Here is a 24052-nt window from a genome sequence, read left to right on the forward strand (position 1 = left end):
ATCCGCTCCCACCGCTCGGTGAGCCCGGCCGGCGGCAGCAGATCGGTGGGGCGCCTCAAAGAATCCGGGCTGTTGTGAAGCAATGGGCGCCGAACGCCTCCGGACTTCTATCCTAGGACGCTCCAAGGGCTGTGTTTCTCGTCAACCATGGAGTCTGGATGGGGCGGCAGGGCGAATCCTTGACCGTTCGCCGTAACGGACCCGGGAACGGCGAGGGCTCGCCGCCAGGGGAGGAGTGCCCGACATCCGATGGCATGAGAACGTGACGCGTGATGTCGCTGTGTCCGGGTATGCGGATGTATCGAGCTGTTCCGGCATCACGTGACAGAATCGTTGTAAAACTGGGGGTCAAGGGGTCGTCGGTTCGAATCCGGCCGTCCCGACAAAGAAGAAGCCCTGACCAGCGGGAACACTGGTCAGGGCTTCGATTTTCTTCGATGGAGATTTGAACCGCCCCCCGAAAACCCCCCGTTTACGCGGTGCGGCAACCAAGTTCGTCATCGGTGAGCCATTTTCATCCTGCGTGGCGGTCGGCTTCGACGCGGTGCAGGACGAGGATGGCCTGCACGATCGCGGTCGCTCGGCGTGGGCAGCAGCGCAGCGGGTTGTTGTACTGCTTCGGCGAGTTGGTCGAGGGCGTCGTGTTCGGTGGTGGCGTCGGCGAGTAGCCGTAGCTGGGGCATGCCGGGGTTGGGTGGGATGATTGCGGTTGGTGGGTCGGTGCGCCGGTAGCGGGCGTGTAGGGCCTGGTGGCGGTGGTGGATGTCGCCGAGGGCGGCCATGAGGGCTCGTAGGTCCAGCTCACCCTCGATCCACCAGGTGACCGGGACGACGACCTCCAGCGGCGACATCAGGCACTTCGCCACCTGCTGCGCGAGCGGGACCGGTCCCGGGCGCTGCCGGGCCTGTCCCGCGGTCGAGCCGGTGTCCGTACGGCGGGGGGCGGTGGCGAGCCACCGGGCCAGCTCGTGCGGGGTGGGGGTGCGGTGGATCTGCGAGACGGGCACCACCACGTCGGCGGCCTCGTCGAGGGCGACGGCGACGGCGGCGGACTGCAACGACGTGCCGCCGAGGTGGAAGAAGCCGTCGCGGGCGCCGACCCGCTCGATGCCGAGCACGCTCGCGAACACCTCCGCGACGAGGCGCTCGCCCTCGGTGGCCGGCTCCACGTACGGCACGCCGAGGTCGGGGCGTTGGGCGCCGGGTGCGGGAAGGGCACTCCGGTCGATCTTGCCGGTGCCGCCGAGGGGGAAGCGGTCGAGGACGACGACGGCGGCGGGGACCATGTAGCCGGGCAGGTGGGCCGCGGCGTGATCGCGCAGGTCGCCGGTGCCCGGGGTACGGCCGTCGCGCCCGGTGACGTACGCGACGAGGCGGGCCATGCCCCGGTCCTCGCGGCGGACGACGACGGCGGCCTCCACCTCCGGGTGCTGGGCGAGGATGCTCTCGATCTCGCCCAGCTCGATGCGGATGCCGTTGACCTTCACCTGGTGGTCCATCCGGCCGAGGATCTCCAGTGCGCCGGCGCTGTTCCATCTCCCCAGGTCGCCGCTGCGGTAGGCGAGCCCGCCGCCGTACGGGTCGGTGACGAACCGCTGGGCGGTCAGTTCGGGGCGGTTGAGGTAACCGTCGGCGACGCCGAAACCGGCGATCAGGATCTCCCCGGGAACCCCGGCCGGCATGAGGTCGAGGTTCGCGTCGACGACGCGGACCTGCCGGTTCGGCATCGGCCAGCCGATCGGCACGTACGCGCCGGGCCAGCCCTTCGACGCGTCGAACCAGGTGCACGCCACGGCGATCTCGGCCGGCCCGTACGCGTTGACCACCCGCGTGCCCGCCGTCAGCCACCGCTGGGCCAGCCGCGGCGGGACGGCCTCGCCGCCGAAGATGACGCAGCGGAGGCCGGGACAGGCGGCCGGGTCGAGCGGGGCGATGTTGGTGGCCGGTCCGAACGTGTGCGTGACGCCCTGGGTGTTGACGAGGTCGGTGAGCCGGCGCGCGTCGAGCAGATCGTCGCGCGGGCACACGACGACGCGGCCCCCGCCGGTGAGCGCGGCGAAGATCTCCCCGAACGCGGCGTCGAAGACCGGTGCCGCCGAGTGCAGCATCCGGCTGCCGGGGCCGATGGCGCACTCGCCGGTCATCCACGCCAGGAAGTTCGCCAGCCTCTCGTGTGACAGCACCACGCCCTTCGGCGTGCCTGTCGAACCCGACGTGTAGATGACGAACGCCGGCGCGTCCACCGGCACCGCAGGCAGATCCGCCACCGCACCGGCCGGTACCGCGGGCCAGCCGTCGTCCAGCGCGACCACCGTGACCCCGTCGCCGGCGGGAATCCGGGGCGCTACCGCACCGACCGTCAACACCACCCGCGCGCCGTGGTCGGCCAGCAGCACCCGCATCCGCTCCGCGGGCCACGACACGTCCATCGGCGTGTACGCGGCACCCGCCCGTAGCACGCCCATCGTCGCCACCAGCGACCACAACCCGCGCTCCAACGCCACGGACACCACGTCACCGGCACGGACACCCACCGACCGCAGGTACGCCGCCAGCAGCCCGGACCGGCGATCCAGCTCCCCGTACGTCAGCACCTCGTCGCCCGCGACACCCGCCACCGCCTCCGGCGACCGCCGCGCCCAGCTCAGCACGAGCTCGTGGATCGGCTCACCCGGGATCTCCCGCACCGGGCCGCGCCCCCACGTCAGCAACCGCTCCCGTTCCGCGGCGTCCAGCAACGGCAATCGCGACAGGGCGACCTGCGGCGCCGCCGTCCCGGCGGAGACGAGCACCACTACCTGATCCACGAGTCCCCGCACGAACTGCGCGGAGAATCCCTCCACCGCGTAGTCCACCCGCAGCACGGACCCGTCCGCCGCCACGCGCACCACCATGTCGACGTCCACCACGGCCGGTCCCGTCTCCGCCACCGGACCGTCGGTCAACTCCACCGCCACCGGGTCCGGCCGGTCCGGGCCCGCCACCGGCGCCGTCCACGCCAGTCCCACCCGCGCCGCCAACTCCCCGAATCCCGGGTCGCCCGAGACGTCCACCCGCGCCACCGACCCGCCGGCCGTGGCCAGCCCGAGCACCACCTCGTCCTGGCCGGTCCAGCGGGCCAGGACCGCCACGAGCCCCGCCACCACGACGTGCCCGGCCGGTGTCACGCGCGACGGCCAGGCGGGAAGCACCCGGTGCACCGAGGCCGCCCGCGCGGGCCACACCGCCGGCCTCCGCAGGTCCCCCACGAGTTCCAGAGCAACCGCGCCGTCCGCGGCCTGGGCGCCATCGAAACCGACAGACAACAGCTCGACCTCCGATCGAAAGGGGACGACCGAAAGGCTCAGGGCCGCGACGATCGGTCAGCCGGGATGCCGTACGCCGGACGGTGGGGGGGTGACGCGAGGCGCGTCGACGGGCGGCACCGCTCGCGGGCCACCCGATCCGGTGCGCTGAGAGTGGCAACGACGAGCCGACGGGGCCCGACCATACGAAGCGCAGTGCAGTGACGTACACCCCTAGAGATCGGCACGTCGACCCCTAGCGCATCAGCCGGAGATCTCCTCCCCGGGCAGGCCTGGGACGTTTCGGCGGTGCCCGCCGGCCGCGTCGAGGCCGGGCCGGCGATGTGAGCTGGCAGGGGGCGTGGCCGCCGGAATCCGGGCCCTCGACAGCGCGGGCTGCGACAGCGCCGTCCGGTGACTCCAGCCCTTCTGAAGAACAGCTTTTCGGTCAGCCCGAGTCGATGGCCCCGCTAGGAGTATCGGCGGCCTCGGCGGCGAAAGAGCCGTCCGCGTTCGCCTGTCCGGCCCATCCCGGGGCAATGCATAGTGACTATGATCTTTCGATCATGACGCCGGTCGGTGGCTGGAAACTCAACCGCTGACCGGCGGTGTGCACCTCGCCGCCGCAACGCTGGCCATAAGCCAGCCGGCTTCCCGGCCGGTCCAGCTCACGACCGTCCGGTCGGTGCACGCGGCACGCCCGGCTCTCGCGGCCGAGCGGCCGCATCAGGACCGGGAGCCCACCCCTTCGGCCACGTTCTCCGCTGTTCGTGGCCGTGGCGCACCGGTTTCACCGCCACCCCGAGGCCCGCACCGGGCCGGCATGTCAGGAGACCAGATGCAGGTGCCCATCCAGGTACAGGTGTTCGCACACGACGGGGTGGTCCTGGCCCGACCGCCCGACCCGACGGCCACCGCCGACAGCCCCTATCTCGCCGGCGCGGGCGCCGCTCTCTACAACGGCCTGGACATGATCACGGGTCTGCACCTGACCCTTCCGCACCAGTCGGCGGCGATCTGCAGCACCGGCTCCAGCGCGGACAAGTCGCTGCGTCTGCTCAGCCGGAGTGGTCTGAAGACGCCCAGCGACCTGCGGAAGTTCCGTTCCGGCGCGCAGGCGGTGCGGTACGCGCGGGAAGCCGTCGAGCGGGGCGAGACGCTGGAGTTCCAGTTTCCTCCGCATGACCCGCTGCTGCGGGCCGCTCGCGCCCGGGTGCCCGCGGATCTGGTCGCCCGCCTCAACAACAAGACCGTGCTGGAGACGCTGGTCGCGCCGGAGTACCTGCCCCGCCGGCAGGTCGCCACCCCCGCCGAGGTGCGCCGGATCGTGGCGCGGGACCGCCGGCCGGCGGTCATCAAACCGGCCGGGGTCGAGGTGTCCAGCGGAATTGCGATCTTCACCCGTCGGTTGCGGGACCGGCGGAACCGTTCCCTGTTCAACCAGTTGGAACAGGTGAGCGAGCAGTGGATCGTCGAGGAGGAGGTGCCCTTCCAGACGATCTGGGGTATCCAGTTCGGCGTGACCGACAGCGGATCGGTGCACTACTTCGGATCGTCGGTACACCTGCCGCAGCCCACCTCGACGTGGGTCGGTTGTGTGATGGACGACGACCAGCCCCCGGAGGAGCTGGTCGAAGCGCTGACCGTGGGGGTCCGAAAGGCCAGCGCGCTCGGGTACCGGGGCTACTGCTCCTTCGACGCCGGGATCGGCCGCGACGGCGCCCTGCGGGTCATCGACCCGAACTTCCGGGTCAGCGGGGCCACCACCTCGCTGCTGCACCGCAGCTCGCTGCTGGGCCGGCATCCGTGCGCCATGACCACGTTCTTCTCACTGGCCCCCGGCGTCGACGCCGAGCCGATCCTCGCGCCGTTCATCGACCGGGGGCAGTTCGTCGTGTTCATGCACCACGATCCGGCGGAGACGGACAACGGCCCGCTGCCGGCGACCATCGTCGGCATGGTCGGGGCCGCGGACCGGTACGCCTGCGGCGTGCTGGTGGCGCAGATCCAGCGGGCCCTGGGTAGCTGACGCGCCGATCCGGGGCTCGGCTCCGGCGACTCGTCGTCCGTTCGCCGGCCCGGCCGCCCCGCGGCGCCGGCCGGCGAACGGGCACCGGGCGGTGTCGGCCTCACATGACGGCGAGTGCGGTACGCACAGCGACCTCGGGGACGTGGGTGACCAGCTCGACTCCGCCCGGTCCGTCCAGGACGAAGGACAGGCCCGAGGTTGCTTTCTTGTCCCGGCGCATCAGCGTGATCAGCTCGTCGTGGTCGACGCCGCCGGGCAGCGTGGTGTCGAGCCCGTAGCCCGCCACCACGTCGTGGTGCTCGGCCACCCGGTCGGCCGGTATCCGGCCGAGGACGCCGGCCAGCCGGCCCGCGAAGACCGTGCCGACGCCGACCGCCTCACCGTGGCGCATGCCGAAGTCGGTGGCCCGCTCCAACGCGTGCCCGAGCGTGTGGCCGTAGTTGAGGATGTGCCGCAGGCCGGAGTCCCGCTCGTCCGTGGCCACCACCCGGGCCTTCAACGCCACCGACGCGGCGATCTGCTCCGCCACCGGCCGGTCACGCAGATCACCGGCGCCGATGAAGTGCGCCCGGGCGATCTCCCCGTACCCGTTGCGCCACTCCCGCTGCGGCAGCGTCCCCAGGTGCTCGGTGTCGCAGAGCACCGCCCGGGGCTGCCAGTACACGCCCACGAGGTTCTTGCCCTCCGGCAGGTTGACGGCGGTCTTCCCACCGACGCTGGCGTCCACCTGGGCCAGCAGCGAGGTCGGCAGGTGGATCACCGGTACGCCCCGGTGGTAGAGGCCGGCGGCCAGCCCGACCACGTCCGTGGTGGTGCCGCCGCCGCAGGAGACCACCGCGTCCGTCCGGGTCAGCCCGAACTCGGCGAACGCCCGGCAGAGCTGTTCCACAGTGGTCAGGTTCTTGTCGTGCTCGCCGTCGCGGGCCGGCACCACCCGGTGCGGCACGCCCGGGTCGGGCGTCCACTCCGGTGGCCGGGCCGAGACCACCACGACCCGCTGGGCGCCGATCCGAGTCACCTCCGCCGGGAGCCGGTGGCGCACGCCGGGACCGATCAGCACCGGGTACGACCGTTCCCCGAGTGCCACCTCGACGCGGGCCGGCTCGCCGGCGGGACGGTCAGGTACCGGCGCGTGCATGTGGTTGCTGCCTCCTCTGCGGAACGTGGGCCGGCACGGTCGCGGCCGGGCTGCCCCGCACCATCGACAGGCGCAGCGCCAGCGCGGCCAGCGAGTCGACCTCCGGCCGGATGCCCCACCGATCGTGGGTGAGCTGCGCGTGGTGCGCCAGCAGGAACCCGGGAGGCGCTGTCGGGTGGTCGTGGCCCACCACGTCGGTCACCCGGTCCAGGTAGCGCTGCCACGCCACTGCCACGTCCCCGCCCAGCGGTAGGTCACCGGCCGACAGGACGATCTTCTCCGCCCCGGCGTCGGCCTGCGCGGCCAGGTCCCGCCGCTGCGCGCCGGTGAGCCGCTGGCTGCGTTCCTGCCAGTGCAGGAACAGGAACGCCAGGCGGTCGGCCGCCGGCATCAGCCCGGTCAGGTGCCGCAGGTGCGCCACGGCCAGCGGCAGCTCGCCGCCGGCCAGCCAGGGCACGTCGCCGCCGAGCAGGGTGAGGGCCAGTTCGCTGCCCGCGAACGCGAGCGGGCCGCCCCGCGCGGGGTCGCGCACGACACACCGGTCCCCGGCGAGGGACGTCCCCGGGTCGTACGCGAGCAGCCCCGCCCGTACCGCGTCGAGCGCGGCGGGGGCGGCATGGAAGCCGAGGCTCAGCCGCCCGGCGGGGGAGTCCTCCGGGTCGAAGAACCAGTCCATGCCGGGATCGGCCCGGCGGGCGGCGGCGACCAGCCCGGTCAGGACGGTGCCGACCAGCTCGGTCAGCCGCGTGCCCGGGCAGCCGCCGGCCGGTACGGCCGAACGGGCGAACAACCAGCAGCGTTCCAACGACGGCACCTCGGCTGACGGGCGGGTGGAGCACGGGATTCGACGGTCCGCGGGGGTCGCCCCATCATCGGCCCGCAGGCCCGCTCCACCACCCGATCGGCGCTCCGAACTGGGGACGACTTAGGGGGTGACAGGGGTAGGACGTCGGCAGGGTGCTCGGAAGACTTGGGCCGCTACGGCGAGCGAGGTCTACGCCGCGGATGAGGAGTCTCGCCGACGGATGGATGTGGTGACATGCTTCGGAGCGACCTGATCCAGCCGTTGTCCGATCTGATCGAGGCGCACGCCGCCAGATCGGGGAACAAGGTCGCATTCCGCGACGACCGCCGGGCGGTCGGATACGCCGACCTGGCGGCGCGGACCCGTCGGCTGGCCGGTCACCTGGCGGCGGCCGGGGTCGCCCGGGGCGACCGGGTGGCCTTCTGCCTCGGCAACCGCGTGGAGACGGTGGAGACCTGGCTGGCCGTCACGCGGGCCGCCGCGGTCGGCGTGCCGGTGAACCCGCACAGCACCGACGCGGAACTGGCCCATCTGCTGGACGACTCCGGTGCGGTGCTGGTGGTCACCGACCCGCGCCACCTCGACCAGATGCTGCGGCTGCGTACCTCCCGGCCGGCCCTGCGGATCGTGGTCACCGGGGACAGCCCGGTTCCGGACGAGGTCGTCGCCTGGCGCGACCTGGTCGACACCGAGCCGGCCGTGGGCGCCCGCGACGACCTGGGCCTCGACGAGGTGGCCTGGATGCTCTACACCTCCGGCACCACCGGCCGGCCCAAGGGTGTCCTTTCCACCCAGCGCACCTGCCTCTGGTCGGTCGCCGCCTGCTACGTGCCGATCCCCGGGCTCACCGCCGCCGACCGGGTGGTCTGGCCACTGCCGCTGTTCCACAGCCTCTCCCACATCGGGTGCGTGCTCAGCGTGACGGCGGTCGGGGCCACGGCCCGGCTCATCGACGGCTTCTCCGCCGACGACGTGCTGCGCGCGGTCGACGAGGACGAGGCCACAGTGCTCGCCGGTGTGCCGGCCATGTACCACCACCTGGTCACCGCCGCCCGGGAGACCGGCTTCCGCGCCCCGGCCCTGCGGGTCTGCCTGGTCGGCGGGGCGATCACCACCGGCGCGCTGCGGCGGGCGTTCGACGAGGTCTTCGACGCGCCGCTGCTCGACGCGTACGGCAGCACGGAGACCTGCGGCTCGATCGCCGTCACCAGGCCGGAGCAGCCCCGGGTCGAGGGCTCCTGTGGACGCGCGGTGCCCGGCGTCGAGGTGCGCCTGGTCAGCCCGCAGACGGGTCTGGACGTGCCGACCGGCGCCGAGGGGGAGGTCTGGGTCAGCGGTCCGAGCGTCATGCTCGGCTACCACGGCCTGCCGGAGGTCACCGCCGCGGCCCTGCGCGACGGCTGGTACCGCACCGGTGACCTGGCCCGCCGCGACACCGACGGCAACATCTTCGTCACCGGCCGCCACCAGGAGCTGATCATCCGGGGCGGGGAGAAGATCCACCCGGGCGAGGTGGAGGAGGCGCTGCGCGCGGTGCCCGGCGTCGCCGACGTGGCGGTGACCGGCCGGCCGCACGAGGTGCTCGGCGAGGTGCCGGTGGCGTTCGTGGTGCCCGGGCCGGAGGGCTTCGACCCCCGTGCCGGGTACGCGGCCTGCCGGGAGAGGCTCAGCTACCACAAGGTCCCCGAGGCGCTGTACGAGATCGGGCAGGTGCCCCGCACCGCGTCCGGCAAGGTCACCCGGCGGCTCCTGCTCGACGGGCCGGCCCGGCTGCGGGCGGTCAACGGCAGCCACCACGAGGCGCTCAGCCTGCTCGCCTGGCGACCGCTGGACCTGGCCGCCGTACCGCCGGTGGCGGCGCCCGTCCCGGCGGCCGCGCAGGACGCCGCCGCCCCGGCCCGCCGCTGGGCGCTCGTCGGCGCCGGGAGCGAGCCGCTGGTGGAGCCGCTGCGCGCGGCGTCGCCGGGGGAGCGGTTCCGGGCCCACCGGGATCTGGCCACCCTGCGCGAGACTCCCGACGCGCCCGACGTGACGGTGCTGCTGGCCGGGCCGGCCGACGCCGACGCGGCGGACCTCGCCGACCGGTTGCGTGGCTGGCTCGACGACGACCGCTTCGCCGGCACCCGGCTGATGCTGCTGACCGGCCCGGCCGGCGACGCGGCCAACGGCCCCGGCACGAGCGGTGCCGGCAGCGCGGGCGACGCCCCCGCGCAAGACGCCGCCGCAGGCGAGGCCACTGCGGGAGACGTCGCCGGAGGAGCCGCCACCGGGGGCGACGCCGCCGGGTGGGCCGGGCCCGATCCGGCGGCCGGCGCCGTCTGGGCGGTCGGGCGCAGCCTGCAGGCCGCGTACCCGGACCGGATCGTGCTGGTCGACCACGACGCCGCGGACCGCTCGCTCGCCCTGCTGTCCGCCGTCGTGGACGCCGGCGCCGCGCAGGTCGCCCTGCGGGCCGGGGCGGCCCGGCACGCGGCCCTCGTGCCCGCCCCGGCGACCGTGCCGGGACGGCCGGCGACCGTGGCCGACCCGGAGCGCCCCGTCCTGGTCACCGGCGCCGACGGACCGACCGGCGCCGCGCTGGCCCGGCACCTCGTCGCCGCGCACCGCGTCCGCCGGCTGCGGCTGCTGCACGCCGGCGCGACGCCCGCCCCGGCCCTGGCGGACCTGGCCGCCGAACTCGCCGCCGCCGGTGCGGAAGCCGTTCCGCTGCCCGCCGAGCGGGCCGGCGACGAGGCGTTCGCCGCCGTCTTCCTCTGCCCGTGCGACGACGACCTGGCCGACGCCGAGGCCGCAGCCCGGCTGCTCGGCCTCGCCGCGACGCTGGACGCCGCGAGCCGGCACCCGGGGGCCGCGTTCACCGTCCTCGCGCCGTCCGCCCTCCTGCTGGGCGCCGCGGGCCGGGAACGGGCCGCCTCGGCCGTCGGTGCCCTGCACGCCCTGGCCACCCGCCGCCGGGCCGCCGGTCACCCGGCCCGGCTCGTCGGCACGACCGCGCCCGCCGAGCGCGGGCCGGCGGCGACCGGACCCGCAGCGGGCACCGCGTCGGCAGCCGTCCGTGCCGACCTCGCCGCGTTCGACGTGGCTCACGACGGCGCCGACCTGGTCGTGCTCGCCCGCCCGGCGGGCCACGCCGACGCCGCGCACCCCGCCTGGCGCGGGCCCGTGGCCGGCGACGCCACGGACGACCGGGACGCCGCCGAGCTGCGCCGCCGGCTGGCCGGGCTCACCACCGCCGAGGGGGACCGGCTCGTGCTCGACCTGGTCCGCGCCGCCACCGCGCAGGTGGCCGGGCTGCCCGGCCCGGCCGCGGTCCGCCCCGGCCGCGCCTTCAAGGAACTCGGCTTCACCTCGGTCGCGGCGGTTGCGTTGCGCGACCGGCTGGCCCGAGCCACCGGGGTACGGCTCTCCGCCACGGCCGCGTTCGACCGGCCCAGCCCCCAGGCCCTCGCCCGGCACCTCGCCGCCCGGCTGCGTGGTGCCGCCGCGCAGGCCGCTCCCACGACGGACCCGGCGGTGGTGCCGTCCACCGGGGACGATCCGGTGGCCGTCGTCGCCATGGCCTGCCGGCTCCCCGGCGGCGTCGCCTCCCCCGAGGAACTGTGGGATCTGGTCGACCAGGGCCGGGAAGGGCTCACGGAGTTCCCCACGGACCGGGGCTGGGACCTGGCGAACCTGTTCTCCGACGACCCCGACCGCCCCGGCACCTCGTACGCCCGGGTGGGCGGCTTCCTCACCGGCGCCGCGGACTTCGACGCCACCCTGTTCGCGATCAGCCCGCGCGAGGCGCTCGCCATGGACCCGCAGCAGCGGCTGCTGCTGGAGACGTCCTGGGAACTGTTCGAGCGGGCCGGCATCGACCCCACCTCGCTGCGCGGCAGCGCCACGGGCGTCTTCACCGGCGTCATGCACCACGACTACGCCGCGAACCTGCGCCAGGCGCCGCCCGGCACCGAGGGCTACCTCGGCGTCGGCACCGCCGGCAGCGTCGTCTCCGGCCGGGTCGCGTACGCGCTGGGGCTGGAGGGGCCGGCTGTCACCGTCGACACCGCGTGCTCGTCGTCGCTGGTGGCGCTGCACCTGGCCGCCCAGGCGCTGCGCGCCGGGGACTGCTCGCTCGCCGTGGCCGGCGGCGTGGCGGTGATGGGCACCCCGCAGGCGTTCGTGGAGTTCAGCCGGCAGCGCGGGCTCGCCCCGGACGGCCGGTGCAAGGCGTTCGCCGACGGCGCCGACGGAACCGGCTGGTCCGAGGGCGTCGCCGTGCTGCTGCTGGAACGGCTCTCCGACGCCCGCCGGCACGGGCACCCCGTCCTCGCCGTGCTGCGCGGCTCCGCCGTCAACTCCGACGGCGCGTCCAACGGGCTGACCGCCCCCAACGGGCCCGCCCAGGAGCGGGTCATCCGCCGGGCGCTGGCCGCGGCCGGGCTCTCCACCGCCGACGTGGACGCCGTCGAGGCGCACGGCACCGGCACGTCCCTCGGTGACCCGATCGAGGCGCAGGCGCTGCTCGCCACGTACGGGGTGGGCCGCGGTGACGCCGAACCGCTGCGGCTGGGCTCGCTGAAGTCCAACCTCGGCCACACCCAGGCCGCCGCCGGGGCCGCCGGGGTGATCAAGATGGTGCTCGCGATGCGGCACGGGACACTGCCGCGCACCCTGCACGTGGACGCCCCGACGTCCGAGGTGGACTGGTCCGCCGGCGCGGTCGAGGTGCTCACCGAGGCCCGCCCGTGGCCCGACGTACACCGGCCCCGCCGGGCCGGCGTCTCGTCGTTCGGCATCAGCGGCACCAACGCCCACGTCATCGTCGAGGCCCCCGCCGATCCGCCGACCGCCGCCGGGGACGCCGCCCGCCAGTCGCCGCCCGCCACCGCGGCAGCGCGGCCGTCGACCGGCACCGCTCGGCCGCCCGTACCGTGGCTGCTCGCGGCTGCCTCCGGCGAGGCGCTGCGTGACCAGGCGGCCCACCTGCTGGCCTGGCTCGACGGGCCGGGGGCGCACGCCGACCCGGCCGACGCCGGGCACGCCCTCGCCACCACCCGCGCCGCTCTCGAACACCGGGCCGTGGTGCTGGTGGGCGACGCGGAGTCCGCCCGGACGGGGCTCGGCGCGCTGGCCCGCGGCGGACCGGACCCGGACCTGCCGGGCGTGCTGACCGGCCGGGTCGTCGACGGCCGACTCGGCCTGCTCTTCGGTGGGCAGGGCGGCCAGCGCGCCGGCATGGGCCACGAGCTGCACGCGGCGTACCCCGTCTTCGCGGCCGCCTTCGACGCGGCCTGCGCCGAACTCGACCGCTGCCTCGCCGGCCACGCCCCGCTCCCCGTCGCGGACGTCGTCCTCGCGGCCGAGGGCACCGCAGCGGCCGAACTGCTCGACGAGACCCTGTACACCCAGCCGGGCCTGTTCGCCTTCGAGGTGGCGCTCTACCGCCTCCTGGAGCACTGGGGGGTCCGCCCCGACGCGGTGCTCGGCCACTCCGTCGGCGAGCTTGCCGCCGCGCACGTGGCCGGGGTGTTCTCCCTCGCCGACGCGGCGGCGCTGGTCGCCGCCCGCGCCCGGCTGATGCAGCAGCTGCCCGCCGGGGGCGCGATGGTCGCCGTCGAGGCCGACGAGGCCGAGGTCGCCGCGCACCTGACCGACCGGGTGGGCCTCGCCGCCGTCAACGGACCCACCAGCGTCGTCCTGTCCGGCGACACCGACGCGGTGCTGGCCGTCGCGGACACCCTGCGCGCGGCCGGGCGCCGTACCAGCCGGCTGCGGGTGTCGCACGCGTTCCACTCGCCGCGCATGGACCCGATGCTCGACGAGTTCCGCGCGGTCGCGGCCGGCCTCACGTACCGCACCCCGCACCTGCCGGTGGTGTCCAACCTGACCGGCCACCCCGTCGACCCGGCCCGGCTCTGCTCGCCCGAGCACTGGGTGGCGCACGTGCGGGGCACCGTCCGCTTCCACGACGGCGTACGGGCCCTGCACGGGCAGGGCGTCACCACCTTCCTGGAGATCGGCCCGGCTGGTGTGCTCACCGCGATGGCCCGGGACTGCCTCGTCGCCGAGGCCGACGAGCTGGCCTTCGTCCCCGCCGTACGGGGCACCGCGGGCGAGGCCGAGGCGCTGCTCGCCGCCGTGGCGCGGCTGCACGTGCGGGGCGTCGCGGTGGACCGTGCCGCCCTCGCCGGCCCCGGCCCGCACCGCCGCGTCGACCTGCCCACGTACGCCTTCCAGCGCCGGCACTACTGGCTGCCCGCTCCCACCGGCGCCGGCGGTCCCGTCGGCGCCGGACTGGCCGACGCAGGGCATCCGCTGCTCGGCGGCCGGCTGGCGGTCGCCGGCACCGGGCAGGTGGTCTGGACCGGGCGGATCGCCACGGCCACCTCGCCGTGGCTGGCCGCGCCCGGCGACGGCACGGCGCCGCTGCTGCCCGCCACCGCCCTGCTGGACATGCTCACCCACCTCGGCGACCAGCTCGCCGCCCCGAGCGTGCGGCGGCTGCGCGTGCCCGAGCCGGTTCCGCTGCCCGCCGAGGCAACCCTCGAGGTGCAGATCGACGTGGGCGCGCCGGACGGGCACGGACGCCGGGTGGCGCACTGTCACGTCCGGGCCGGCGAAGAGCTGCCCTGGCGGGAGGTCGCCGAGGCCGTGCTCGCACCCGTCGACCCGGAGAGCGGCCGGGGCGCCCTCGCCCCCGTCTGGCCACCTGCCGGGGCCCGGCCGTTGGACCTGAGCGCCCCGCCGCACCGCGCGCTGGCCGGGGAGCTGGCCCGTGCCGCGTGGGTCGCCGCCGACCGGCTCTACGTCGACGTACGCCTGCCCGACGACGCCCGCGACCCGGACGCCGAGCGGTACGGCGTGCACCCGCTGGTGCTGGACGCGGCCCTGCGCCTGCTCCCGCTCGCCGGCTTCGCGTCGGTCGCCGACGCCGGGCCCACCACCCGGCTGCTGCCCACCGAGTGGGCGGGCGTGCGCCGCCACGCCGTCGGGGCGCACGCGCTGCGCGTCTGCCTGGCCCCCGCCGGGGCGGACGCGGTGACGCTGAGCGCCGTCGACGACGCGGGCGGGCCCGTGCTCGACGCCGACCGGGTGGTGCTGCGGCCGGTGGACCTGCCGTCCGCCGACCCGCCGGCGCCGGCGGCCACCCCCGCCGGGCTGTACGCCGTCGACTGGCTGCCCGCCGCGTTCCCGGCGACCCCGGCGCCCTCCTGGACGCTCGCCGACGGCACGCCGCCGGACGGGCCGCTGCCGCCGCTGCTGGTGCTGCGGGTCGGCGACGGCGAGCCGGGCCGGCCGGTGCCCGACCGGGCGCACGCCGTCGGCCTCGCCGTGCTCGACGTGCTCCAGACCTGGCTGGCCGACCCCCGCGCGGAGACCACCCGCCTGGCCCTCGCCGTGCGCGACGGCGACCCGGTGCACGCCCCCGTGGCCGGGCTGCTCCGCGTCGCCCAGGCCGAGCAGCCCGACCGTTTCCTCCTGCTCAGCCTCGACACCACCGACGACGCCGCCATCCGTTCGGCGCTGGCCGCCGCCGACGACGAACCCGAGGTGGCCGTCCGCGGCGGCCGCGCACTGCTGCCCCGCCTCCGCCCCGTCGAGCGGCCCCCGGCCGGCGCGCCGCTCGCGGCCCTGGCCGGCGGCACCGTGCTCCTCACCGGCGGCACCGGCGGGATCGGCCGGCACGTCGCCACCCACCTCGCCACCGCGCACGGCGTCACCGAACTGGTGCTGGTCAGCCGCAGCGGCCGGGCCGGCGACTGGACGACCGCGCTGACCGACGCCGGCGTCACAGTGCGGGTGGTCGCGGCCGACGTCGCCGACCGGGCGGCGCTCGCCGAGGTCATCGCCCCGCTGGCCGACCGGCTCGTCGCCGTCGTGCACGCCGCCGGGGCCACCGACGACGCCCTGCTCACCGACCTCGACCCGACCCGCTGGGCCCGGACCCTGCGCGCCAAGGTGCACGGCGCCTGGCACCTGCACGAGCTCACCGCCGGCCTCGACCTGGCCGCGTTCGTGCTCTTCTCCTCGGCCGCCGCCACCTTCGGCAGCCCCGGCCAGGGCAACTACGCGGCCGGCAACGCGTTCCTCGACGCGCTCGCCGCGCACCGCCGCGCCCAGGGCCGGCCGGCGAGCGCCCTGGCCTGGGGGCTGTGGGCCGCCGAGGACGGGATGGCCGGCCGGCTCAGCCCCGCCGACCTGGCCCGGCTCGCCCGCGGCGGCACCCGCCCCCTCGACACGGCCGCCGGGCTGGCGCTGTTCGACGCCGCCCTGCACGTGGACCGGCCGGCGCTCGTGCCGATCGGGCTCGACCTGGCCGCCGTACGGACCTCCGGCGAGGTGCCCACCCTGCTGCGGGCGCTGCTGCCCCCGCCGCCCCGCCGGGCGGTCAACGCCGCCTCCGCGCCCGCCTCCGCGAAGGGCTTCGCCGACCGGCTGGCCGAACTCGCCGAGCCCGAGCGCGCCGAACTGCTGCTGGACCTCGTACGGGCCCGGTGCGCCACAGTGGTCGGGCACACCGGCCCCGAGCAGGTCGAGCCGCGCCGCCCGTTCAAGGACCTCGGCTTCGACTCGCTGATGGCCGTCGAGCTGAGCAACCGGCTCACCGCCGTCACCGGGGTCCGGCTCGCCCCGCACGCCGTGTTCAACCACCCCACCCCCGAGTTGCTCGCCGCGCACCTGCACGCCCGGCTGCTCGGCACCGCCGCCACCGAGGTCGCCGACGCGAGCACCGTCGCCCTGGACGAGCCGGTCGCCATCGTCGCGATGGCCTGCCGCTTCCCCGGCGGGATCGGCTCCCCGGAGGAGCTGTGGCGGCTGCTCGACGCGGGCGACGACGTCATCGGCGACCTGCCCGACGACCGGGGCTGGCCGCTGGCCGACCTCCACGACCCGGTGCCCGGCACGCCCGGCCGGACCTACGTGCGCTCCGGCGGGTTCCTCACCGGCATCGCCGACTTCGACGCCGAGTTCTTCGGCATCAGCCCCCGTGAGGCCCTCGCCATGGATCCGCAGCACCGGCTGCTGCTGGAGACCTCCTGGGAGGCGCTGGAACGCGGTGGCATCGACCCGGCCACCCTGCGGGGCAGCCGCACCGGCGTCTTCGCCGGCACCCACGGGCAGGACTACGCCGACCGGGTCGCCCCCGGTGTCGTCTCCGACGACGGCGAGGTCACCGCCGACGAGGGGCACCTGCTGACCGGCACCGCCGGCAGCGTCCTCTCCGGCCGGGTCGCGTACGCGCTCGGGCTGGAGGGACCGGCTGTCACCGTCGACACCGCCTGCTCGGCGTCGCTGGTGGCGCTGCACCTGGCCGTCCAGGCGCTGCGTCAGGGCGACTGCGACCTGGCGCTGGCCGGTGGGGTGTCGGTGATGTCCACCCCGGCCGGGCTGACCGGCTTCAGCCGCCAGCGCGGTCTCGCCGCCGACGGGCGGTGCAAGGCGTTCGCCGAGGACGCCGACGGCTTCGGCATGTCCGAGGGCGTCGGGATGCTGGTGGTGGAGCGGCTCTCCGAGGCCCGCCGCCGGGGCCACCCCGTGCTGGCCGTCGTGCGCGGCTCGGCGGTCAACTCCGACGGCGCGTCGAACGGGCTGACCGCCCCGAACGGGCCGTCGCAGGAACGGGTCATCAAGGCCGCGCTGGGCGCCGCCGGGCTGAGTGCCGCCGACGTGGACGTGGTGGAGGCGCACGGCACCGGCACGTCGCTGGGCGACCCCATCGAGGCGGAGGCGATCCTCGCCACGTACGGGCAGCGCCCGGCCGGCGCCGCGCCGGTGCTGCTCGGCTCGGTCAAGTCCAACCTCGGGCACACCCAGGCCGCGGCCGGCGTCGCCGGCGTGCTCAAGATGGTCCTCGCCATGCGGCACGGGCGGCTGCCCCGCACCCTGCACGCCGAGCGCCGCAGCTCGCGGATCGACTGGGACTCGGGAGCGGTGCAGCTGCTCACCGAGGCCCGCCCGTGGCCGGCGGCGGACCGGCCGGTGCGCGCCGGAGTCTCGTCGTTCGGCATCAGCGGCACCAACGCCCACGTGATCGTCGAGTCGGTCGCCGAGGCGCCGCCGCAGGCCGCCGAATCCGAGCCGCCGCAGGAGCGCGCGCTGCCGTGGCTGCTGTCGGCGCGTACCCCGCAGGCGCTCGCCGGCCAGGCGCGGCGGCTGCGGGAGCACCTCGCCGCCCGGCCCGACCAGCGGCCCCTCGACGTGGCGTGGTCGCTGGCCACCAGCCGGGGCACCTTCGACTCCCGAGCGGTGCTGGTGGCCGCGTCCGCGCAGCGGGTCGCCGACGCCCTCGACGCGCTCGTCGAGGGCCGGCCCGACCCGGCGGTCACGCGCGGCGAGGCGCGGCCCACCGGCCGGTGCGTCTTCGTCTTCCCCGGGCAGGGCTCCCAGTGGCTCGGCATGGGGTTGGACCTGCTCGACCAGGCCCCCGTGTTCGCCGAACGCATGGCGGCCTGCGACGCGGCGCTGCGGCCGTACCTGGACTGGTCGCTGCTGGACGTGCTGCGCCAGGCGCCGGGCGCGCCCGGCCTCGACGAGGTCGACGTCGTGCAGCCCGCCCTGTTCGCGATGATGGTGTCGCTGGCCGAGCTGTGGCGCTCGTACGGCGTGCAGCCGGCCGCCGTGGTCGGCCACTCCCAGGGCGAGATCGCCGCCGCCTGCGTCGCCGGGGTGCTCTCCCTGCCCGACGCGGCCCGGGTGGTGGCACTGCGCAGCCGCGCGCTGCGGGCTCTGGCCGGGCACGGGGCGATGGCCTCCGTCGCGCTGCCGGCCGACACGGTCCGCGACCGGATCGCCCGCTTCGGTGAGCGGATCTCGGTCGCCGCCGTGAACGGGCCGGCCGCCGTCGTGGTCTCCGGCGAGCCGGAGGCGGTCGAGGAGCTGCTCGCCGAGCTGGCCGGCGAGCAGGCCCGGGTGCGGCGCATCGCCGTCGACTACGCCTCCCACTCCGCCCAGGTGGAACGCATCCGCGACGAGCTGGCCGAGGTGCTGGTCGGCATCGCCCCCGGCCCGGCCGCCGTGCCGCTGTTCTCCACCACCGACCTGCGCTGGCTCGACGGCGAGGAGATGGGGCCCGACTACTGGTACCGCAACCTGCGCCGGCCCGTCGAGCTGGAACGGGCGATCCGCGCGCTGGCCGCCGAGGGCCACGACGCGTACGTCGAGTGCAGCCCCCACCCGGTGCTCACCGTCGGCGTGGAGGAGACCCTCGCCGACCACGACGGCGATGCCGTGGTGGTCGGCTCGGTGCAACGCGACCAGGGCGGCCGGGAGCGGTTCCTGCTCTCCCTGGCCCAGCTCCACGTGTCCGGGGTCGCGGTGGACTGGCGGCCCGCACTGGCCGGCGGCCGGCGCGTCGACCTGCCCACGTACGCGTTCGCCCACCGCCGCTACTGGCCCCGGCCGTTCTCCGGCCCCGGCGACGTCGGCGCCGCCGGTCTGGACGCCGCCGGTCATCCGCTGCTCGGCGCGTCGGTCGTGCTGGCCGAGACGGCCGGCCACCTGTTCACCGGGCGGCTGTCGGCCGACGCGCAGCCGTGGCTGGCCGATCACCGGGTCACCGGCAGCGTACTGGTGCCGGGCACCGGCCTGGTGGAGTTCTGCCTGCGCGCCGGCGACGAGGTCGGCCACCCGTTCCTCGACGAGCTGGTCATCGAGGCCCCGCTGACCCTGCCCGCCGACGGCGCGACGCAGGTGCAGGTGGCGGTCGGCGCGGGCGCCGGCGACGGACGTCGCCCGGTGACCGTGCACTCCCGGCCCGCCGACGCGCCGGCGGGACAGCCGTGGACCCGGCACGCCAGCGCCACCCTCCGCGCCGACCAGCCCGCGGTGTCGCCGCAGCTCACCGCCTGGCCGCCGCCCGACACCCGGCCCGTCGACCTGACCGGCTTCTACGCCGGCCTGGAAGCCGACGGGTACGCGTACGGGCCGGCGTTCCAGGGCCTGCGCGCCGTGTGGACCAGCGGCGACGAGGTCTACGCCGAGGTCGAGCTGCCGGCGGCCCAGCGGGTCGACGCCGACCGATACGGCCTGCACCCCGCCCTGTTCGACGCCGCCCTGCACGCCGCGCACTTCGGCGGCCTCGCCGCGGCCGGGGCCGGCCGGCTCCTGCTGCCGTTCGCCTGGAACGGCGTCAGCCTGCACGCCACCGGGGCCACCGCCCTGCGGGTACGGCTGACCCGGGTCGGGCCGCACGCCATCGCGCTGACCGTCGCCGATCCGACCGGCGCCCCGGTGGCCGAGGTGGCCGCCCTGACGATGCGCCCGATCTCCACCACCGAGCTGGCCGTCACCGACGACCGGGCCACCCGCGACGCCCTGTTCCGCGTCGACTGGACGCCGCTGCCGCCCGTCGAGACGGCCACCCCGGTCGACGCCGTGGCCGTCGCCCCCGGCCTGGACGGGTTCCCGCTGCACCACGGGCTGGACGGGCTCGCCGACGCGGTGGACGCCGGACTGGCCCTGCCCGGGGCGGTGCTCGTGCCGCTCGGCGCGCACCCCGCGCAGCCCACCCCCCGCGCGGCGCGCCACGCCGCCGTGCAGGCCCTCGACCTGGTCCGGCGCTGGCTCACCGAGCCCCGCTGGGCGACGTCGCGGCTGCTGCTGGTGACCCGGGGCGCGGTGGCCGTGCACCACGCCGGCGAGGTGACCGACCCGGCCGCCGCGGCGGCGTGGGGCCTGGTGCGCTCCGCCCAGTCGGAGAACCCGGGCCAGATCGTCGTCGTCGACGTCGACGACGACGGGATCGGCCCCGACGAGGTGGCCGCCCTCCTGGCGGCGGACGAGCCGCAGGCCGCGATCCGGGTCGGCGCGGCGTACGTACCGCGGCTGGCGCGGGCCGGCTCGGCCGGCGAGCTGCCCGCACCGCCCGCCGCCGCGTGGCGGCTGGACGCGCCGGTGCGCGGCAGCCTGGAGAACCTCACCCTGGTCGCCACCGACGCCGCCGACGCCGCGCTCGGCCCCCGCGAGGTCCGGGTCCGCGTCCGCGCCGCCGGCCTCAACTTCCGCGACGTGCTCAACGCGCTCGGCCTCTACCCGGGCGACGCGGGCCCGCTCGGCGGCGAGGGCGCCGGCGAGGTCGTCGAGGTCGGCACCGAGGTGACCGACCTGCGCCCCGGCGACCGCGTCTTCGGGGTCTTCGTGGGCTGCTTCGGACCCGTCGCGGTCACCGACCGCCGCCTGCTGGCCCCGATGCCGGCCGGCTGGTCGTACATCGAGGCCGCGTCCGTGCCGGTGGTCTTCCTGACCGCGTACCACGGGCTGGTCAACCTGGCCGGGCTCACCCGGGGCGAGTCGGTGCTGGTGCACGCGGCGGCCGGCGGCGTCGGCATGGCCGCCGTGCAGCTCGCCCGCCACCTCGGGGCCGAGGTGTACGCCACCGCCAGCCCCGCCAAGTGGGACGCCCTGCGCGCGCTCGGTCTCGACGAGGAGCACCTGGCCTCGTCCCGGACCCTCGACTTCGAGTCCCGCTTCACCGACGCCACCGGCGGCCGGGGCGTTGACGTCGTGCTGGACTCGCTGGCCCGCGAGTTCGTCGACGCCTCGCTGCGGCTGCTGCCGCGCGGCGGGCGGTTCGTCGAGATGGGCAAGACCGACATCCGCGACGCCGCCCGCGTCGCCGCCGACCATCCGGGGGTGGCCTACACCGCCTTCGACCTGACCCTGCAGGAGCCCGACGAGGTGCAGCGCATGCTTGTCGTGCTGCTGGGGCTCTTCGAACGGGGGACGCTCACCCCGCTGCCCACCCAGGTGTGGGACGTCCGCCAGGCGCCGGAGGCGTTCCGGCACGTCAGCCAGGCCCGGCACGTCGGCAAGGTGGTGCTCACCATGCCCCGGGCGTGGAACCCCGACGGCACGGTGCTGCTGACCGGCGGCACCGGAACGCTGGGCCGGCTGGTCGCCCGGCGGCTGGTCGAGACGCACGGCGTACGGCGGCTGCTGCTGGTCAGCCGCCGCGGCGAGCGGGCCCCCGGCGCGACCGAGGCGCTCGACGAACTGCGGGCCCTGGGTGCCGAGGCCACGGTGGTGGCGGCCGACGTGTCCGACCGCGACGACCTCGCCGGGGTGCTGGCGGCGGTACCGGAGCGGCACCCGCTGACCGCCGTCGTGCACCTCGCCGGGGTGCTCGACGACGGGGTGATCACCGCACTCACCCCGCAGCGCGTCGACACGGTCTTCGCGCCGAAGCTCGACGCCGCGTGGCACCTGCACGAGCTCACCCGCCACCTCGACCTCGCCGGCTTCGTGCTCTTCTCCTCCGGCGCCGGAGTCTTCGGCGTCCCCGGTCAGGCCAACTACGCGGCGGCCAACGCGTTCCTCGACGCGCTCGCCCTGGCCCGCCGTGCGGAGGGGCTGCCGGGCCGGTCGTTCGCCTGGGGGCTGTGGGAGCAGGCCAGCGAGATGACCGCCAAGCTGGACCGGACCGATCCCCGGATCACCGCCCGTGACGGGCAGCTCGCCATCCCGTCCGAGCTGGGGATGGCCCTGTTCGACGCGGGCCTGCGGCTGGCCGAGCCGGTGCTGGTGCCGACGAGGATCGACGTCGCCGCGCTCGGCGAGCGGGCCGAGCGGCCCCCGGCGCTGCTGCGCGGGCTGCTGCGCCGGGAGCGGCCGACCGCGCGGGCGGCCACCCCGGCCGGCGGCGGGCGTACGCTCGCCGACCAACTGGCGGCGCTGGACGGGCCCGAGCGCCACACCCTCGTGGTCGACCTGGTACGCGAGCAGGCGGCGAGCGTGCTCGGGCACGGCAGCCGGGTGGCGGTGGCCCCGGGCCGGGCGTTCAGCCAGATCGGCTTCGACTCGCTGACCGCCGTCGAGCTGCGCAACCGGCTGACCACGGCCACCGGCCTGCGCCTGCCGGCCACGCTGATCTTCGACTACCCGGATCCGAACGAGCTGGCCACGTACCTGGTGTCCGAGCTGGCGCCGGACACCGGACCGGCGGCCCCGCCGGTCCTCGCGGACCTGGAGAACCTGGAGCGCTCGCTGACCGAGGCCACTGTGGAACCGGAGCTGCACGACCAGATCGGGTCGCGCCTGGAGGTGCTGATCGCCAAGTGGCGGACGATGCGCGCCGGCACGGGCGGCGATCCCGACCTCGATCTCGAACTGGCCAGCGACGACGACCTTTTCGACCTCATCGACTCCGAACTCGGTATCTGATGGCCGTCCGGCCGTCCGGCCGTCCCGCACGCCGCAAGCCGACCCGTGTCCGACCGACCCCCTGAGGAACCGATACCGATGCTGACGACCGACGTCCTGATCGTGGGCTACGGCCCCGTCGGTGAGATGCTCACGATCCTGCTGGCGCAGCGAGGGCTCACCGTCACTGCGGTCGAGCGGTGGGCCACCCCGTACAACTTCCCCCGCGCGGTGTCGTACGACGGGGAGGCGAGCCGTGTCCTGGCCGCCGCCGGCGTCGCCGACCGCCTCGGGCCGGTGGTGGAGTCGTCCGGCGAGTACACCTTCAAGAACGGCTTCGGCCGGACCCTGCTGCACGTCAAGGTCACCGGCGACGGTCCGATGGGCTGGCCGGACTCGGTCTCGTTCTACCAGCCGGGACTGGAGGCGCTGCTCGCCGAGCGGGGCGCGGAGCTGCCGGGTGTCACGGTGCTGCGCCCGTACCAGGTGACGGACCTGGTCGAGCACGACGACCGGGTCGAGGTGACCATCGCCGGCCCGGACGGCGAGGAGGTCCGCGCGGCCCGCTGGGTCATCGGCTGCGACGGGGCCAACAGCTTCGTGCGGGAGCACCTGGGCAGCGGCGTCACCGACCTCGGCTTCACGTACGACTGGCTGGTCTGCGACGTGGTCCCGCACGAGGCCCGCGAGTTCAAGCCGAACAACCTGCAGGTCTGCGACCCGGCGCGGCCCCGCACGGCCGTTTCGGCCGGCCCGGGGCACCGGCGGTGGGAGTTCATGCGGGTGCCGGGGGAGAGCCGCGAGGAGTTCGAGAGCGCCGAGAGTGTGTGGCGGCTGCTCGGCCTCTTCGACATCACCCCCGACAACGCCACCCTGGAGCGGTACGGCGTCTACACCACCCAGGCGTGCTCGGCCGGGCGCTGGCGTTCCGGGCGGATCCTGCTCGCCGGCGACGCGGCGCACGTGATGCCGCCGTTCATGGGGCAGGGGATGAGTTCGGGCTTCCGCGACGCCCTCAACCTCGCCTGGAAGCTCGACCTGGTGCACCGCGGCCTCGCCGACGAGGCCCTGCTGGACACCTACCAGGAGGAGCGCTGCGCGCACGTGCAGCACGCCATCCGGATGTCCATGGACTCGGGCACGGTGATCTGCGAGACCGACCGCGCCGCCGCGGCCGGCCGCGACGCCGCGATGCTCGCCGAGCTGCGCCGGCGTACCGCCCGCCCGCGCACCCGGTCCCTGCTGGAGCCTCTGTCCGGCGGGATCCTGCACAGCGGCTGCGAGGCCGCCGGCGCCCCGATGCCGCAGGGCCGCGTCGAGGTCGACGGCCGCGCCGGGCTCTTCGACGAGGTCGTCGGCACCGGCTTCGTCCTGCTCTGCGCCGAGGACCCCGACGACCTGCTCGACGCCGACGCCCGGGCCTTCCTGGACGCGCTCGGCACGCGGGTCGTCCGGATCGTTCCCGCCGGAGCGCCAGTACCCGGATCCGGCGCCGCGCCGACCGCCTTCGACCTCGACGACGTGTACCTGCCCCACCTCAAGCGGTACGACGCGGTGGCGGTGCTCGTCCGGCCCGACTTCTACGTCTTCGGCACCGCCGCCGACCCGGCCGTCGTGCCCGCGCTCGTCGAGGATCTGCGCCGGCAGATCCGGCGCGGCTGATCGGCATCCACCCA

5 protein-coding genes and 2 pseudogenes are annotated in these 24052 nt (G+C 75.8%); 3 read left to right on the top strand and 4 right to left on the bottom strand.

Features of this window, described 5'->3' with window-relative positions; all coding sequences use genetic code 11:
• Positions 1-514: 514 nt before the first annotated feature.
• Positions 515-607: pseudogene (locus tag NMK34_RS12805) on the bottom strand (IS5/IS1182 family transposase); the annotation flags it as partial.
• A gap of 355 nt (positions 608-962) precedes the next feature.
• Positions 963-2894, bottom strand: a pseudogene (locus NMK34_RS12810) (non-ribosomal peptide synthetase); the annotation flags it as partial.
• Between the two features lie 1228 nt (positions 2895-4122).
• Between NMK34_RS12810 and NMK34_RS12815 the strand changes: the two are divergent.
• On the top strand, positions 4123-5313 hold the full coding sequence (locus NMK34_RS12815; RefSeq protein WP_318333551.1) for an ATP-grasp domain-containing protein: 1191 nt from the start codon (positions 4123-4125) through the stop codon (positions 5311-5313).
• Positions 5314-5413: 100 nt separating this feature from the next.
• Here the strand turns inward: NMK34_RS12815 and NMK34_RS12820 are convergent, their stop codons facing one another.
• Both NMK34_RS12820 and NMK34_RS12825 read right to left on the bottom strand, forming a co-directional pair.
• Complete coding sequence (locus tag NMK34_RS12820) at positions 5414-6451, bottom strand: 3-dehydroquinate synthase family protein (RefSeq protein WP_318333552.1); 1038 nt, start codon at positions 6449-6451, stop codon at positions 5414-5416.
• Complete coding sequence (locus NMK34_RS12825; RefSeq protein ID WP_318333553.1) at positions 6432-7265, bottom strand: hypothetical protein; 834 nt, start codon at positions 7263-7265, stop codon at positions 6432-6434. The genes NMK34_RS12820 and NMK34_RS12825 overlap by 20 nt, the downstream gene beginning before the upstream one ends.
• Before the next feature lie 225 nt (positions 7266-7490).
• Here NMK34_RS12825 and NMK34_RS12830 point away from each other — a divergent pair, with 225 nt between their 5' ends.
• Together NMK34_RS12830 and NMK34_RS12835 are read left to right on the top strand one after the other, a co-directional pair.
• Positions 7491-22397, top strand: a complete 14907-nt coding sequence (locus NMK34_RS12830; protein WP_318333554.1) for an SDR family NAD(P)-dependent oxidoreductase — start codon at positions 7491-7493, stop codon at positions 22395-22397.
• 78 nt (positions 22398-22475) lie between these two features.
• The gene (locus NMK34_RS12835) at positions 22476-24038 is read left to right on the top strand and encodes a bifunctional 3-(3-hydroxy-phenyl)propionate/3-hydroxycinnamic acid hydroxylase (protein WP_318333555.1); all 1563 of its coding nucleotides are present in this window, start codon (positions 22476-22478) and stop codon (positions 24036-24038) included.
• Positions 24039-24052 lie beyond the last annotated feature (14 nt).

The organism is Micromonospora sp. BRA006-A (assembly GCF_033433935.1).
GTDB lineage: Bacteria > Actinomycetota > Actinomycetes > Mycobacteriales > Micromonosporaceae > Micromonospora > Micromonospora aurantiaca.

Coding starts and splice junctions, on each gene's coding strand:
- NMK34_RS12820 (WP_318333552.1), bottom strand. CDS start 6,451: ATGCACGCGCCGGTACCTGACCGTCCCGCCGGCGAGCCGGCCCGCGTC.
- NMK34_RS12815 (WP_318333551.1), top strand. CDS start 4,123: ATGCAGGTGCCCATCCAGGTACAGGTGTTCGCACACGACGGGGTGGTC.
- NMK34_RS12830 (WP_318333554.1), top strand. CDS start 7,491: ATGCTTCGGAGCGACCTGATCCAGCCGTTGTCCGATCTGATCGAGGCG.
- NMK34_RS12835 (WP_318333555.1), top strand. CDS start 22,476: ATGCTGACGACCGACGTCCTGATCGTGGGCTACGGCCCCGTCGGTGAG.